The organism is Mycolicibacterium lacusdiani (assembly GCF_021916785.1).
GTDB classification, from domain to species: Bacteria; Actinomycetota; Actinomycetes; order Mycobacteriales; family Mycobacteriaceae; genus Mycobacterium; species Mycobacterium lacusdiani.
The window spans coordinates 255,267-269,974 of sequence record NZ_JAKCFC010000001.1 but is presented as its reverse complement, the minus strand read 5'-3'; the positions used below and the strand labels follow the sequence as shown (position 1 = coordinate 269,974).

General features: G+C 69.1%; 14 protein-coding genes. 10 read left to right on the top strand and 4 right to left on the bottom strand.

What is annotated here, in order from left to right; genetic code table 11:
- Positions 1-20: 20 nt before the first annotated feature.
- Together LOK44_RS01300 and LOK44_RS01295 are read right to left on the bottom strand one after the other, a co-directional pair.
- Positions 21-638: a PaaI family thioesterase gene (locus tag LOK44_RS01300; protein ID WP_237568163.1), complete on the bottom strand. Its 618-nt coding sequence runs from the start codon at positions 636-638 to the stop codon at positions 21-23.
- 36 nt (positions 639-674) lie between these two features.
- Positions 675-1,244: a TetR/AcrR family transcriptional regulator gene (locus LOK44_RS01295; protein ID WP_237568162.1), complete on the bottom strand. Its 570-nt coding sequence runs from the start codon at positions 1,242-1,244 to the stop codon at positions 675-677.
- Positions 1,245-1,329: 85 nt separating this feature from the next.
- On the opposite strand from LOK44_RS01295, the gene LOK44_RS01290 reads away from it, so the two are divergent.
- The gene (locus LOK44_RS01290) at positions 1,330-2,874 is read left to right on the top strand and encodes an FAD-dependent oxidoreductase (protein WP_237568161.1); all 1,545 of its coding nucleotides are present in this window, start codon (positions 1,330-1,332) and stop codon (positions 2,872-2,874) included.
- 12 nt (positions 2,875-2,886) lie between these two features.
- Here LOK44_RS01290 and LOK44_RS01285 read toward each other — a convergent pair whose 3' ends face one another.
- Positions 2,887-3,546, bottom strand: coding sequence for a DUF5701 family protein (locus LOK44_RS01285; protein WP_237568160.1), 660 nt, complete (start codon positions 3,544-3,546; stop codon positions 2,887-2,889).
- A 245-nt stretch (positions 3,547-3,791) separates the two neighbouring features.
- On the opposite strand from LOK44_RS01285, the gene LOK44_RS01280 reads away from it, so the two are divergent.
- From LOK44_RS01280 to LOK44_RS01255, 6 genes are all read left to right on the top strand, one after another.
- Entirely contained in the window at positions 3,792-4,376 is a 585-nt protein-coding gene (locus LOK44_RS01280) for a TetR/AcrR family transcriptional regulator (RefSeq protein WP_237568159.1), read from the top strand.
- A gap of 20 nt (positions 4,377-4,396) precedes the next feature.
- The gene (locus LOK44_RS01275) at positions 4,397-5,467 is read left to right on the top strand and encodes an SNG1 family protein (protein WP_237568158.1); all 1,071 of its coding nucleotides are present in this window, start codon (positions 4,397-4,399) and stop codon (positions 5,465-5,467) included.
- Positions 5,412-7,091 carry a tetratricopeptide repeat protein gene (locus LOK44_RS01270; protein ID WP_237568157.1) on the top strand — a complete coding sequence of 560 codons (1,680 nt, stop codon included), beginning with the start codon at positions 5,412-5,414 and terminating at the stop codon, positions 7,089-7,091. Before LOK44_RS01275 ends, LOK44_RS01270 begins: the two co-directional genes overlap by 56 nt.
- A gap of 187 nt (positions 7,092-7,278) precedes the next feature.
- A complete protein-coding gene (locus LOK44_RS01265; RefSeq protein WP_237568156.1) occupies positions 7,279-7,494 on the top strand; it encodes a hypothetical protein in 216 nt (71 codons plus the stop codon).
- 24 nt (positions 7,495-7,518) lie between these two features.
- Positions 7,519-8,004: a nucleoside deaminase gene (locus LOK44_RS01260; protein ID WP_237568155.1), complete on the top strand. Its 486-nt coding sequence runs from the start codon at positions 7,519-7,521 to the stop codon at positions 8,002-8,004.
- Positions 7,997-9,316: an alpha-amylase family protein gene (locus LOK44_RS01255; protein ID WP_237568154.1), complete on the top strand. Its 1,320-nt coding sequence runs from the start codon at positions 7,997-7,999 to the stop codon at positions 9,314-9,316. Before LOK44_RS01260 ends, LOK44_RS01255 begins: the two co-directional genes overlap by 8 nt.
- A 1-nt stretch (position 9,317) precedes the next feature.
- Here LOK44_RS01255 and LOK44_RS01250 read toward each other — a convergent pair whose 3' ends face one another.
- Positions 9,318-9,773 carry a DUF1810 domain-containing protein gene (locus tag LOK44_RS01250; RefSeq protein ID WP_237568153.1) on the bottom strand — a complete coding sequence of 152 codons (456 nt, stop codon included), beginning with the start codon at positions 9,771-9,773 and terminating at the stop codon, positions 9,318-9,320.
- Between the two features lie 95 nt (positions 9,774-9,868).
- Here LOK44_RS01250 and LOK44_RS01245 point away from each other — a divergent pair, with 95 nt between their 5' ends.
- The 3 genes from LOK44_RS01245 (at position 9,869) to LOK44_RS01235 (ending at position 14,675) form a co-directional block, all read left to right on the top strand.
- Positions 9,869-12,046, top strand: coding sequence for an adenylate/guanylate cyclase domain-containing protein (locus tag LOK44_RS01245; RefSeq protein WP_372481178.1), 2,178 nt, complete (start codon positions 9,869-9,871; stop codon positions 12,044-12,046).
- Positions 12,043-13,443: a mechanosensitive ion channel family protein gene (locus LOK44_RS01240; RefSeq protein WP_237568151.1), complete on the top strand. Its 1,401-nt coding sequence runs from the start codon at positions 12,043-12,045 to the stop codon at positions 13,441-13,443. The genes LOK44_RS01245 and LOK44_RS01240 overlap by 4 nt, the downstream gene beginning before the upstream one ends.
- A gap of 236 nt (positions 13,444-13,679) precedes the next feature.
- On the top strand, positions 13,680-14,675 hold the full coding sequence (locus LOK44_RS01235; RefSeq protein WP_237568150.1) for an esterase family protein: 996 nt from the start codon (positions 13,680-13,682) through the stop codon (positions 14,673-14,675).
- Positions 14,676-14,708 lie beyond the last annotated feature (33 nt).

The following is a 14,708-nucleotide window of genomic DNA, read 5'->3' as shown; positions in this document are numbered from 1 at the left end:
GCCGGGTCGTCTCACCTGCGTCAGCGCGCCCACTTCGGGGTGATGAACACGCCCTCGGCCTCGACGGTGACGCCGTCGGCGTCGGCGATGTGGCCAACCGCGAACGTCTTGACGCCCTCGGTTCGCACGATCCTGGCTTCGGCGTGCAGATCGCCCAGCGGCGTCGTGCGGAGGTAGCGCATCGAGATCGTGCCGGTGAGGCGGGGGTTCTGAGCCGTGCTCGCGGCTTCGCCCAGCACGTGGTCGAGGATCAGCGCGGAGACGCCGCCATGGACGTGACCGGGCGGGCCCTCGTATGGCGCACCGAGGTGGAAGTCGGTGTGGATGCCGCCGTCGGCCGACCGCCGGATCACCAGCGGCGGGGCGATGGGGTTGCGCAACCCGATCACCGGATTTCCCCATGGCATCTGGCCGCCCTCGGACAACCGCACGCCGAACGGTCCGTCGAGTTGCGCGCTGCGCAGCCGGGCGGTGATCGCGTCGATCTGCGCCTTGGCGGTTGCGACGACGTCGGCGTCGACCTCGGTGCGGATGGTGGCGTCGATCAATTCCCTGACGGACTCGGTGAACGGCCCGAACACGCCGCGCAACCGCTCGACCTCTTCGCCGTTGAGATTCTGGACGGTGAACTCGACCATGAACGAACTAGAACACGTTCTAGCCGCGGTGTCGAATCACCCTCGGACCGGCGCATCCCCGACGAGCAGCTGCCGAATGACCGGCCGTGCCCACGCGATGAGTTCGTCGTGACCGAGGTTGGCGACCGCGGGATTGGCGAGCACGTACCTGGTGGTGGCGAGCCCGATGATGAACGCACCCATCAGCCCCGCGCGCTGCGCGTGATGGTCCGGGGCCACGGCCGCCAGCGCCGGTGCCACCTGAGTGGCGAACACGGTGCGCATCGCGTCGGCGGCCGTCGGGCTGGTCATGGCGGCGCGCAGCAGTGCGACGAACGTGGCGTCGTCCTCCCAGACGGCGAAGAACCTCGGCAGCAGGGCGTCGGCGATCTGGTCGGCGTCCACCCCGGTCAGGTCTGGCAGATCGATGGTGAAGTCGGCGGCGGCGGCGAAGAGGTCCTGCTTGCTGCCGAAGTACCGGATCACGAGCGCGGCGTCGACGCCCACGTCGGCGGCGATCGCACGCAGTGTCGTGCGGTCGAAGCCGTCCGTCCCGAATCGCGCGCGGGCCGCGGCCAGGATGTCGGCGCGTGTTCCGGTGGCGTTGCGGGGGCGGGTCGTGGCCATGGGGACAGCATAAGTCGCCCATCGTTGACAACACCGACACCGCGACTTAGCGTCTAAGTCATCAGTTGTTGACTTAGGAGTTCCGATGACACGCACCGCAGACCTCCCCGTCCTGATCATCGGCGCCGGTCCCACGGGACTCACCGCCGCGGTGGAACTGGCCCGCCTCGGCGTCGCCGTCCGGATCATCGACAAGGCACCGGCGCCCTCGTCGACGTCGCGGGCACTCGGCATCCAGGCCAGGACACTCGAGCTGCTCCGCCCCCGCGGCATCGCCGACGACCTGCTGTCACTGGGCAACCGCGTGCGTGCGACCGCTCTGCACGCCGGCGGCGAACGCCTCGGCGGCATCGAGTTCGCCACCATGGCAAGCGAATTCGACTACATCCTGATGCTGCCGCAATCCGACACCGAACGCCTGCTTGCCGAACGCGCTGCGGCGCTCGGCGTCACCGTGGAACGTGGCATCGAGTTCGTCGGCCTGGCCCAAGGCGACGACGTCCGGGTGGTCGTGCGCGACCAGGACGGGCACTCCCAGTCCATCGCCGCGTCCTACGTCATCGCTGCCGACGGGTCGCACAGCCCGGTGCGCAAGGCGCTCGGCCTGCCGTTCGAGGGTCGATCCCTCCCACAGGACTACGTACTCGGGGACCTGCGCCTGTCGGGCGACCTCGCCCAAGACCAACTGTCGATCTTCCTCGCCTCCAACGGCTTCCTCGCGGTGTTCCCGATGGGCGGTGACCGGTTCCGGTTCATGGCCACCGATCCCGAGGGCATCACCGGTGACGCCGCCCAGCCGACGCTGGCCGACGTACAGGCGCTCTACGACCGCACCGTGGGAGTTCCCGCCCGCTGCCACGACCTGGCTTGGAGCTCGCGCTTCCGGATCAACAGCAGGCACATGACGACGTTGCGATCGGGTCGGGTGTTCTTCGGAGGCGACGCCGCCCATGTCCACAGCCCAGCCGGTGGGCAGGGCATGAACGCCGGGATCCAGGACATGATCAACCTGTGCTGGAAACTCGCCATGGTGCTGAGAGGGCGCGCCCGCCCGGAACTGCTGGACACCTATGGGTCCGACCGGCTGCCGGTGATCCGCCAACTGGTCGCGATGACCGAGCGTGCCACCATGGCGTTCAACTCGACCAATCCCGTCGTGCACGGTCTGCTGGTGCGTGCGATCCCGAAGTTGCTGCGGCGCAACCGCGTTCAGACCGTGGCGGCGCCCCGGCTGGGTCAGATCGCTGCGTCCTACCGAGGGGCGCCACTGGCGCGCGGTGGCGGCCGCCTGGGTGCGCTGCGGGCCGGTGACCGCGTGCCGGATCTGCGCCTGCCCGAGGGCCGGCTCTACGACCTGCTGGATCCGGTGTCGCCGACCCTGCTCGTCGACGGTGCCGACGACGGCCTCCGCCGCGTCTGCCAACCGTGGACGGGGGTCCTACCGCTGCGCAGTGTCACGCTGCCCGACGCGGTCGCCGCAGGACCCGCGTGGCTGCTGGTGCGCCCCGACGGTTACCTCGCCGCCGCGGGTGGCCCAGCCGACGGGAACCGGCTGTGGCAGTGGCTCGGGCGGTGGCTGGAGCCGGCCGCCGCCGAGACGCCGGCTACGGTCGCCGCGCCGGTCCGGTGACGACCGCCCGCGCTATCTCGACGCGATCGGATGACGGCCCGACGCGGAGGCGAAACCCAGCCACGTGTGCCGGTTGCCCGCCCAGCACCACCCGACCTTCGGTGCGTTCCGATTGGCGACGCCGTCGCGGCCCGTGCCGTTGCTGATCCAGATCGCCGGGGTGCGGGTATCGAGCGCACCCCCCAGCTTGCGCTTGCGCGAGCCGATCGTCATGAAGCAGTGGTTGCGTTCGAGCGCGTCGGGCTGCTGGAGCAGCCACGTCAGCCCCTCGGTCAGCGTCAGCGGCGTTCGGCCGGCAGCCCTCAGGTCGGGGTCCACCTCGTCGGGGCTCCAGTTCGCATAGCCGTCGCCGCGGTCGACGTCACTCACCACGAATACGTCGGAATCCGGGAGTGGCTCGACGGGTTCGAACTCGTCGACGTCGCTCATGTCGGTGACCACGAACCCCGGCTTCTCCGCGTGCCGGATCAACGGCGCCAGGTGGGACGCGGGCAGCAGGCTCGGGTGGATGACGAGCAGACCCGGTCGTACCGAGGCGGTGGTGGCGAGGGTCTGCAACCGGGAGGTGGACAGGCCGGCGCGGTGATGCACGCCGAGTTCGACGAGCCGGGCGGCCTGGTCGGCGAGGCTGGGCAGGGCGACAGGGGTGGCGGCAGGGGTGGCGGTGACCATGGGGACGCAACGAAGCGGAGCGGCGGGAAAGTTCCTACCATCGTCGCCGCGTGGTCGCGGGTCACTGATTCACCGCGAGCAGACGCCAACTCGCCTAATTGCCCGGCGTGTCGTGCGAGTTGGCGTCTGCTCGCGGAAGGAAGTGGCGGCGCGCGGAGAGCGGGGTCACTGCGCGGCCGCCACAGTGTCATAGATAACCTATGCTTTCGTGGTCATCTGTCTACGAAATGGCCTACAGTCGAAGGATGGCCAGCCGATCTGACAGCGTCGACCCTCGCGCCGAGCGCGTCCGCGCCCTGCTGCGCGACGCTGCAGTGGCACTTGCCGCCGAGCGCCCCGTCGACGAACTGACCGTCGGGGACCTGGTCGCCCGGGCCGGTGTCAGCAGGCAGGTCTTCTACCGCCACTTCGCCGATCGCGACGATGCCGTGGCGACCGCATTCACCGCCGCGTTCCGCACGGCCACCCGCGACATCGACGGCGACGCCCGCACGCGGATCCTCGGCCTGTTCGACCTGGCGGCCCGGCACCGGGCGATTTACCGCAACGTGGTCCCCAGCGCCGTCACCCAGCGCGTGGTGGCCGCCTTCCGGACCGAACTGCTGCCCGCCTGCGAGGAGATAGCAGCGCAGGCGCTGGCGGTGATCGGCGCCGACCCGGCCCAGCCCGGCCTGTCCCCCGACGCCGTCAGCCGCTTCCTCGTCGGCGGCTTTCAGGAGGTGCTGCGGTCCTGGATGGAGGACCCCGACGCCACCCACCTGCACGGGCGCGTGACCACCGCACTGGACACCGTCGACGCACTGCTGCGTCTGCCCGCCACTGCGCACTGACCAAGGAAGAGGAACCCATCATGGGCAAGCACAACGATTCGCGGCCCGCACCGACCGAGCACCAGCTCACCCGCACCGACGTGCGTCGAGTGGTGCTGGTGATGGCGGCCATGACCGTGTTCGTCGTCGCGATGATCGCCAGTTACTCCGGCGCCTTCGCCAAGCCGACGCTGCACCACCTCGACGTCGCCGTGTCGGGTCCCGACCAGCTGGTCGCCGCGATGCAGGAGCAGGACGCACTCGATGTCACGCGCGTTGCCGACGCCAATGCCGCACGGGCGCAGGTCACCGAGCGCCGCACCGACGCCGCGATGGCCGTCACGCCCACGGGTGAACTCGAGGTCTTCGTCGCAGGCGGCGGCGGCCGCAGCGTCGCCAACGCCGCCGAGTCGGTCGGCCGGGGCGTGGCCGCCAAGGCGGGTCTGACGCCGGTGGTCACCGACGTCGCCCCCACGTCGGCCGCCGACCCGCAGGGCACGGTCGAGTTCTACGCCGTGATCTTCCTGTCGATCGGAGCGTCGTTGGGCGCCACTGTCTTCGGTTTCCTGGTGGGGCGCGTGACGCATCTGGCGACGCTGGCCAGGCGCACGCTGAGCCTCGTCGCGTACTCGGCCGTGCTCGCGGGCGCGGTCACCGTGTACGTCGATGCCGCACTCGGCGCACTCGCCGGCCACACGTGGCAGGTGTTCGGGGCGCTGTGGCTCTACGCGCTGGCGGTGAGCGGCGCCGTCACCGGCGTGTCCGCCGCGTTCGGCACCATCGCCTCGGCCTCGCTCACCATCTTCCTGGTCATCGTCGGCAACGCCGCGGCCGCAGGGCCCGTCGGTCTGCCGCTGCTGTCGGGCTTCTACACGACGCTCAACGGCATCGTGCCGCAGGGCTCCGGGGTGGCGCTGCTGCGCAGCATCGAGTACTTCGACGGTCACGGCGCGGTGACACCACTTGTCACGCTGGTGATTTGGGCCGCGACGGGAGCGGTGCTCGCTTTGGGCGCAGTGCTCGCCCCTGCGGCGGCGAAGGCCTATCGTGCCCACCATGACCAGCGTGACGGAGCAGTACTACGACCTGGGGTCTTATCACCGGCCGATTGACACCGCGGCGCCCGAGGCGCAAACGTGGTTCGACCGGGGCATGGTCTGGGCGTACGCGTTCAACCACGGAGAGGCCGTCCGGTGCTTCGAGCGCGCGCTGGAGGCGGATCCCGACCTCGCCGTGGCCCGGTGGGGCATCGCGTACTCCGTGGGGCCCAACTACAACAAGGCGTGGGAGGCGTTCGACCCGGTCGAGCTGGTCGAGAGCCTCACCCGGGCCCGCGTCGAACTCGACCGCGCGGCGGCGGGCCGGGCCTCGGAGGTGGAGCGGGACCTGATCGCCGCCCTGGCGGCCCGGTTTCCGACGGCCGACCCGACCGACACCGACGCCCTCGATGCCGGCGGCGTCGACTACGCCGACGCGATGGCACGTCTGGCCGAACGTCATCCCGGCGACGTCGACGTCCAGGCGCTGGCCGCTGACGCCCTCGTGAACGTCACCGCGTGGGCGTTGTGGGACGGCCGCACCGGAGAACCCGCGCCCGGCTCTCGGGTCGTCGAGGCGAAGCGGATCCTCGACGCGGCGCTGGCCACGCCTGCCGGTCGCGCGCATCCGGGCGTGCTGCACCTCTACGTGCACGCCATGGAGATGTCGGCCCACCCCGAGGAGGCCCTCCCGGCGGCCGACCTGCTGCGCGGCCTCGTCCCCGACGCCGGCCACCTGCAGCACATGCCGAGCCACATCGACGTGCTGTGCGGCGACTATCGCAGCTCGGTGATCGCCAACCAGGCAGCGGTGCGCGCGGATCACCGGTTCGTCGAGCGGGCGGGGCCGGTGAACTTCTACTCCCTCTACCGGGCGCACGACCTGCACTTCATCGTCTACTCCGCGATGTTCGAGGGGCAGTCGGAGGTCGCACTGCAGGCCGCTGGCGAACTGGCCGGGCAGTTGACGCCCGAGCTCCTGGCGATCGAATCGCCCCCGATGGCCGACTGGCTGGAGGCGTTCGTGCCGTTGCGCGTCCACGTGCTGGTGCGGTTCGGGCGCTGGGACGAGCTGATCGCCGAGCCGCTGCCCGAGGACCCGCTGCTGTACTGCACGACCGCCGCCACCGTGCACTACGGCCGCGGCGTCGCCTACGCCGCGACCGGCCGTCTGCCCGAGGCCCACGCCGAACGCGACGCGTTCGAGGCCGCCTACGCTGCGATCCCGGAGAGCCGCTACCTGTTCAACAACACCGGCCGCGACATCCTGGCGATCGGGCGCGCGATGCTCGACGGCGAGATCGCCTATCGCGAAGGACGTTTCGACGAGGCATTCGAATCGCTACGGCAGGCCATCGCCCTCGACGACGGGCTGCCCTACGACGAGCCGTGGGGATGGATGCAGCCCACCCGTCACGCCTACGGCGCGCTGCTCCTCGAGCAGGGGCGCGTCGAGCAGGCTGCGGCGGTCTACGCCGCCGACCTCGGCCTCGACCCGACGCTGAGCCGCTCTTGCCAGCATCCCGGCAACGTGTGGAGTCTGCACGGCTACCACGAGTGCCTCACCCGGCTCGGCCGCGACGACGAGGCGACGATCATCGGTCGCCAGCTGCAGTTCGCGCGGGCCAGGGCAGACGTGCCGATCGCGGCCTCCTGCGCGTGCCGGCTGGACGCCGGCGGGCCCGCCTGCTGCGACTGAGTGGCAAACCGACGTAGTAAGCGCCCACGCACGTGCAGATATGGCAACGTCGGACGAGGAAACCATGATCGCGCTTGCCGTTGCAAAGCCGGACGCGGAGCTTCGCTCGATGAGCCTGTTACCGCCGTTGAACTGCAATTGGAGTTTCTGCATACAGACGCGTTGACGCGTGCGTAGAATCCGACGGATGGTATGGAAGCTTGCTGCGGCGACTCTGGTTACCCTCGGGTTCTTCGGTGGCATCTTCTGGCACCACTCGACACGGACACCCGAGACGGCGTACGTGCCGATCGTCGCGACCGAGCCGGCTCCGACCGCCGAGGTCGAAATCGCGTTGCACCAGTCGATCGATCCGCGTGCCCGCGATCTGTGCGGAACGATGTACGCGCCACCCTGGTGCTGAGACCGCTGCGTAGACTCGGCGGCTGTGGGCATCAGCGACGACGACCTCGGTCACCTGCGGCGCTGCGTCGAATTGGCGCGCGAAGCCCTCGAGGACGGTGACGCCCCGTTCGGGTCGGTCCTGGTAGACGCCGACGGCGTCGTCCGCTTCGAGGACCGCAACCGCACCAAGGACGGCGACGAGACCCGCCACCCCGAGTTCGAGATCGCCCGCTGGGCCGCGGCCAACATGGCGCCGGTGCAGCGCGTGCGCGCGACCGTCTACACCTCTGGCGAGCACTGCCCCATGTGTGCCGCCGCGCACGGATGGGTCGGCCTCGGCCGCATCGTGTACGCCGCATCGACAGAGCAGATGGTGACCTGGCAGATGGAATGGGGCTCGCCGCCGTCGCCGGTCTCGGCACTGCCCATCACGGCAATCGCACCGCGGGTCCCGGTCGACGGTCCCGCGCGGGAGTTGGAGTCGGAGATGAAGGCGCTCTACGAGGCGAGGTTCGGGCCGGATGCCTGACTCCCCCGGCTGGGTCCAGCACGCGATCTGGTGGCAGGTCTATCCCCTGGGATTCGTCGGCGCACATCCGGCGGACCCCCCACCGACGGCCGACGAGCATCGCCTGAACCGCCTCACCGACTGGCTCGACCACCCCGTCGCACTCGGCGCGTCCGGGATAGCGCTCGGGCCCGTATTCGCCTCGGCCACACACGGTTACGACACCATCGACCACTACCGCATCGATGAGCGGCTCGGCACCGACGAGGACTTCGACCGCCTGATCGCCGAGGCGCACCGGCGCGGGCTACGCGTGCTGCTCGACGGGGTGTTCAATCACGTCGGCACCGACTTCCCGCGCTTCCGCGAGGCCTCCGATGGCGGCCCGGATCATCCGTCGGCTCGGTGGTTCCGCCAGCGCCGCGGGCGGTTCGAGACGTTCGAGGGTCACGACGGGCTGATCGCGCTCGACCACGACAGCCCCGAGGTCGTCGACTACGTCGCCGACGTGATGTCCACGTGGCTGCGCCGCGGCGCGGACGGCTGGCGACTGGACGCGGCCTATGCCGTGCCCGACCGGTTCTGGGCCGAGGTGCTGCCGCGCGTGCGGCGCGAGCATCCCGACGCCTGGTTCGTCGGCGAGGTCATCCACGGTGACTACGCGTCGATGGTGAAGGCGGCCACCTATGACTCCGTCACCCAGTACGAGCTGTGGAAGGCCGTCTGGAGCAGCCTCAACGACGGCAACTTCCACGAACTCGACCACGCCTTGGGCCGACACGACGAGTTCCTCGACGTCTTCGTGCCGTTGACGTTCGTCGGCAACCACGACGTGACCCGCATCGCGAGCAGGCTCGACGACGTACGCCACGTCGAACACGCCCTTGCACTGCTGTTCACGGTAGGCGGCACGCCGAGCATCTACGCCGGTGACGAATGGGGCTACCGCGGCGTCAAGGAAGACCGCTTCGGCGGCGACGACGCCGTGCGTCCCGAGTTCCCGCCGCACCCACCCGAGACCGATCCGGGCGACGACGTGCGCCGGACCCACCAGCACCTGATCGGTTTGCGCAGGCGTCACCCGTGGCTGCACGCGGCCCGCACCACCGCTCTGACGCTGACCAACGAGCAGTACGCGTATCGGGTACACGCCGGCTCCGACGCCTTGATCGTCGTGCTCAACGTCGGCGACGAATCGATGCGCATGACGTTGTCCGAGCACGGCGTGCGGAGTGGACGGATCGTCGCGGGCTCCGGTGCGCCCGCCGAGGACGTCGTCACCGAAGTGGAGGTCGCCCCACACGGCTGGGCGATCGTCGCCGACGCTTCCTGAGTCAGCCCGGCTCGGCCAGCGACTCCCACATCTTGACCGTCGTCCGGTCTTCCTCGCCGTCGTAGAATTTGGCGAGCACGTCGCGGAAGACGCGGGCGTCGGCGCGATCGGCCGCACGGGCGAACAACGTCATCGAGGACTGCAGTTTCAGTTCGTCGGGCCAGCCGAACACCTCGCGAGCCGACCGGCCGTCGATGGCCTGGGTCAACCGCGCACACTCGCGCAGCCGCTGCCCGAGCACCGGGTGCGCCAGATAGGCCCGAGCCTCCGCCCGCGACCCGATGCCGTAGGTCATCGCGGTGCTGCTCCTGCCCAGGCCCTTCAGTTGCGGGAAGACGAACCACATCCAGTGGCTCTGCTTGCGGCCGTCGGTGAGTTCGTCGACCACGTCGGAGTAGACGCGGTCCTGCGCAGTGACGAAGCGCTGCAGGTCGAAGGGATCGTCGATGCCGGCCATACCGCAACGGTCGCACTCCAGGTGAAGTGATCGCAACGATTCCCTTACAGCGATCACGACGCCGCGATCAGCGGGTTAGGGTTCGGACTTCAATGATCACTACCACCAGCGAGTCGGACTCCAAGCGGGATTCCCAGCCGACGCCCACGCGAAGGAAGCTGCCGCGCCCCGTGGCGTCCCGAATAAGCATCCAGTCCAAGCTGCTGGTCATGCTGCTGCTGACCAGCATGTTGTCCGCGGCGGTGGTCGGTGCGATCGGCTACCGGTCCGGGCAGTCGTCACTCCGCGCCTCGGTGTTCGACAGGCTCACCGAGATCCGCGCCTCCCAGTCCAGGCAGCTACAGAGTCAGTTCGACGACTTGAAGAACTCGCTGGTGGTGTATGCGCGCGGTGCCACGGCGACGCTTGCGCTGCAGGCCTATACGGCGGGCTTCGATCAGTTGGCGAACGCCACGATCGACCCGGCCCAGCAGCAGTCGCTGGTCGACTACTACACCAACCGGTTCGGCAGGGACGAGGCCGCGCAGACGGGAATGCAGGTCGACATCGCCTCGGTGCTGCCCACCTCGCCCGCCCAGCGCTATCTGCAGGCCTACTACACCGCGCCGTTCGACGACTGGCAGAAGGCCATCGCCTTCGGCGACGCCCGAGATGGCAGCGCCTGGTCGGCGGCCAACGCCCGGTACAACGACTTCTTCCGTCAGATCGTCGAACGCTTCCAGTACGAAGACGCCCTGCTGCTGGACACCCGCGGCAACGTCGTCTATAGCGCCTACCGAGGCGTCGACCTCGGGACGAACATCCTCAACGGTCCCTACAAGGGCAGCAATCTGAATGACGCCTACCAGCGGGCGCTCGACTCCAATGCCCTTGGCTTCGTGGGCGTCACGGATTTCAGCGACTACGAGCCCGCCGACGAGCCGACCGCCTGGCTGGTCTCGCCCGTCGGACCGGACGGGCGCGCCGAGGGCGTCCTGGCGCTGCAGTTCCCCGTGTCCAAGATCAACGACCTGATGACCGCGAACGAGCAGTGGGAACAGGCCGGCATGGGCCGCACCGGCGAGACGTTCCTGGTGGGGCCCGACAACCTCATGCGGTCCGACTCGCGGCTGTTCCTCGAGGATCCCGAGCGGTTCAAGCGTGACGTGGTGAACGCGGGAACCCCGCCGGAGGTCGCCGAGGACTCCATCCGGGAGGGCGGCACCACGTTGGTGCAGCCGGTGGAGACCGACGCCACCCGAGATGCCCGACGCGGCCAGACCGGATCGCTCGTCGCACGCGACTATCTGGGTCACGAGACGCTGCAGGCCTACGCCCCGGTGAACCTGCCAGGGCTGAACTGGTCGATCGTGGCGAGCATCGACGCCGACGAGGCGTTCGCGCCGGTCTCGGCGTTCACCCGCAAGCTGGTCCTGTCGACCGCCGCCATCATCTTCATCGTCTGCGTGGCGGCCATGCTGCTGGCGAGGTTGTTCGTCCGGCCGTTGCGGCGGCTCGAGGCAGGTGCCCAGCAGATCAGCGCGGGCGACTACGCGGTGGCGCTGCCGGTGCGCACCCGCGACGAATTCGGCGACCTGACGGTGGCATTCAACGACATGAGCCGCAACCTCGCGATCAAGGAGGACCTGCTCAACGAGCAACGACGGGAGAACGACCGGCTCCTGCTGTCCCTGATGCCCGAACCCGTGGTGGCGCGCTACCGCGAGGGCGAGGAGACCATCGCCCAGGACCACCAGGACGTCACCGTCCTCTTCGCCGACATCGTCGGGCTCGACGAGCTGTCCTCGGAACTGACGTCAGACGAGGGACTGGCGATCGTCAACAAGCTGGTGCGCCAATTCGACGCGGCGGCAGTCAATCTCGGCGTGGAGCGAGTACGCACGCTACGCAACGGCTACCTCGCCAGTTGCGGTCTGAGCGTGCCCAGGCTCGACAACGTCCGGCGGACGGTCGATTTCGCCGTGGAGATGCAGCACATAGTCGACCGGTACAACGCCGAGTCCGGCAACGACCTGCAATTGCGCGCGGGCATCGACACCGGGACGGTCAGCAGCGGACTGGTCGGCCGGTCGAGCCTGGCCTACGACATGTGGGGCGCGGCGGTCAACATCGCCTACCGCGTGCAGGCCGGGTCGCCGAAACCAGGGGTCTACGTCACGTCGCGGGTCTACGACGCGATGCGCGACACCCGCAAGTTCGTCGAGGCCGGGCACGTCGGATCCGACGACGACGACACCGAACCGATCTGGCGACTGGTGGAGCGTCAGCAGTGACCGGCCTGCTCGACGCGCCCTGGTTCTACTGGGCCGTCGGCGTCGCCATCGGATTCCCGGTACTGCTGATACTGCTGACCGAACTGCAGAACGCGCTGCGCCGCCGCGGCAGCGTGCTGACCCGCCCGGTGTATCTGCTGCGGGCCTACATCCTGCCGCTCGGCGCCCTGCTGCTCCTGCTCGTCCAGGCCATCCAGGTCAACGGCGAGGCGACGCCGGTGCGCATCGTGGCCACCGTCTTTGGCTTCGTCGTACTCGTCCTGCTGCTGTCGGGACTGAACGCCACGCTGTTCCAGGGGGCGCCGGAAGGCACGTGGCGCAAGCGGATTCCGTCGATCTTCCTCGACGTGGCGCGGTTCGCGCTCATCGCCGTCGGCGTGGCGCTGATCTTCGCCTACATCTGGGGCGCCAACGTCGGCGGCCTGTTCACGGCGCTGGGCATCTCGTCGATCGTGCTGGGCCTGGCGCTGCAGAACTCGGTGGGTCAGATCATCTCCGGCCTCCTGCTGCTGTTCGAGCAGCCGTTTCGGCTCGGCGACTGGGTCGACACGCCGTCGGCGCGTGGCCGGGTGGTCGAGGTCAATTGGCGCGCAACGCACATCGAGACCGTGGCCGGGCTGCAGATCACCCCCAACTCCGTGCTGGCCGGCCAGTCGTTCGCCAACTTGAGCAGGCCCGAGGGCGCGCACGTCATCACCGTGCAGACGGTGTTCTCGCTGAACGACCCGCCGGACGACGTGTGCGAACTCCTGACCCGGGTCGCCGCGACACTGCCCCAGTTGCGACCCGGCGTCCAGCCGTCGACCCTGCCGCTGGGTGGCACGGAGTACGCGACGACGATCCCCGTGCGGTCCCCCGCCGACGACGCCGCCGCGCGGTCGATGTTCCTCCGCTGGATCTGGTACGCGGCCCGGCGGGCCGGGTTGCACCTCGACGAGGCCGAGGACGACTTCGCCACCGGGGAGCGACTCACCGCGTCGCTCCGCATCGTCGGGCCGGCTCTGCGCCTCGGCCCCGGTGAGGAGTCCGAACTCGTCGCGCACGCCCGCTTGACCCGCTACGCCGCCGAGGAGACGCTGCAGTTCGCGGGCGAGGTGCCGAGCAGGATGTCGTTCATCGTCGATGGCAACGTCAAGCTGTTCGTGGCGGGTGACGACGGTGAGGTGGTCCCGGTGCGGACCCTGAGCCGGGGCGACTTCATCGGGCAGACGGCGTTGACCCGCGAAGCCGTGTCCGCCTCTGCCCGTGCCGTCGACGAGGTGACGGTCGTTCAGGTCGACCGTGAGCACGTCGAGGAACTCGTCGCGCGAAAGCCGTTGCTGCTGCAGGACATTGGCCGCACCATCGAGGACCGCAGGCGCAGCGCCCGGCGTGCGCTGGCCGCCGTCCGCGACTGACCGGCGTACGTCGCCTGCCTTTCGTCGGCAAACCACACGAGTCACTTCAGTCCCACCGGTCACATCGCACGATGGCCGACGTAGGTGTCGGGGTCGAGTCCTGATCGTTAGCCATTCGCGACACGACACGACGGCGTTGCCCAGGGATGTGCCGTCTCCCTGCGTGTTTCACTGACGACCGCAAAGCAACGGAGATTGCTTTAGGACCAGAAGAGAAAGGCAGGTCGGTTGCCGTTATGAAGTTCGTCAGAAAGATTCGTGGAGCGTGGTTGCGTCGGTTGGCGGTGGCCGCCCTCACCGCCGCGACCCTGCCCGGATTGATCGGCGTCGCCGGGGGCACGGCAACCGCAGGAGCGTTCTCGCGTCCGGGCCTGCCGGTCGAGTACCTCGACGTGTTCTCCCAGTCGATGAACCGCAACATCCGGGTCCAGTTCCAGGGCGGCGGCCCGCATGCGGTCTACCTGCTCGACGGCCTGCGCGCCCAGGACGACTACAACGGCTGGGACATCAACACCCCGGCATTCGAGTGGTACTACGGCTCGGGGCTGTCGACCGTCATGCCCGTCGGCGGGCAGTCGAGCTTCTACACCGACTGGTACCGCCCCTCGCAGGGCAACGGTCAGAACTACACCTACAAGTGGGAGACGTTCCTGACCCAGGAGCTGCCGGCCTACCTCGAGGCGAGCAAGGGCGTGGCACAGAACGGCAACGCCGTCGTGGGTCTGTCGATGGCGGGCGGCACCGCGCTGACCTACTCGATCTACTACCCGCAGAAGTTCGTCTACGCCGCATCGCTTTCCGGCTTCCTCAACCCGTCCGAGGGCTGGTGGCCGATGCTGATCGGTCTGGCGATGAACGACGCGGGTGGCTACAACGCCGAGAGCATGTGGGGTCCGTCGAATGACCCGGCGTGGAAGCGCAACGACCCGATGGTCAACATGGCCCAGCTCGTCGCCAACAACACCCGCGTCTGGATCTACTGCGGCACCGGCACCCCGTCGGACCTCGACACCGCAGGCGGCGGTGGCAACCTGATGGCCGCGCAGTTCCTCGAGGGGTTCACGCTCCGCACCAACCTCACCTTCCGCGACAACTACGTCGCCGCGGGTGGCACCAACGGCGTGTTCAACTTCCCGGCCGCCGGCACGCACAGCTGGGGTTACTGGGGTCAGCAGCTTCAGATGATGAAGCCCGACATCCAGCGAGTGCTCGGCGCGCAGGCAGTCGCCTAACCGCCAAGCACCACCGCAAGACCAAGGGAGCCT

Bases quoted from the DNA above. Each gene is read 5' to 3' on its own strand.
- LOK44_RS01235 (WP_237568150.1), top strand. From the start codon at position 13,680: ATGAAGTTCGTCAGAAAGATTCGTGGAGCGTGGTTGCGTCGGTTGGCG.
- LOK44_RS01295 (WP_237568162.1), bottom strand. From the start codon at position 1,244: ATGGCCACGACCCGCCCCCGCAACGCCACCGGAACACGCGCCGACATC.
- LOK44_RS01300 (WP_237568163.1), bottom strand. From the start codon at position 638: ATGGTCGAGTTCACCGTCCAGAATCTCAACGGCGAAGAGGTCGAGCGG.
- LOK44_RS01280 (WP_237568159.1), top strand. From the start codon at position 3,792: ATGGCCAGCCGATCTGACAGCGTCGACCCTCGCGCCGAGCGCGTCCGC.
- LOK44_RS01250 (WP_237568153.1), bottom strand. From the start codon at position 9,773: ATGGCCGGCATCGACGATCCCTTCGACCTGCAGCGCTTCGTCACTGCG.
- LOK44_RS01265 (WP_237568156.1), top strand. From the start codon at position 7,279: ATGGTATGGAAGCTTGCTGCGGCGACTCTGGTTACCCTCGGGTTCTTC.
- LOK44_RS01290 (WP_237568161.1), top strand. From the start codon at position 1,330: ATGACACGCACCGCAGACCTCCCCGTCCTGATCATCGGCGCCGGTCCC.
- LOK44_RS01255 (WP_237568154.1), top strand. From the start codon at position 7,997: ATGCCTGACTCCCCCGGCTGGGTCCAGCACGCGATCTGGTGGCAGGTC.
- LOK44_RS01285 (WP_237568160.1), bottom strand. From the start codon at position 3,546: ATGGTCACCGCCACCCCTGCCGCCACCCCTGTCGCCCTGCCCAGCCTC.
- LOK44_RS01275 (WP_237568158.1), top strand. From the start codon at position 4,397: ATGGGCAAGCACAACGATTCGCGGCCCGCACCGACCGAGCACCAGCTC.
- LOK44_RS01270 (WP_237568157.1), top strand. From the start codon at position 5,412: ATGACCAGCGTGACGGAGCAGTACTACGACCTGGGGTCTTATCACCGG.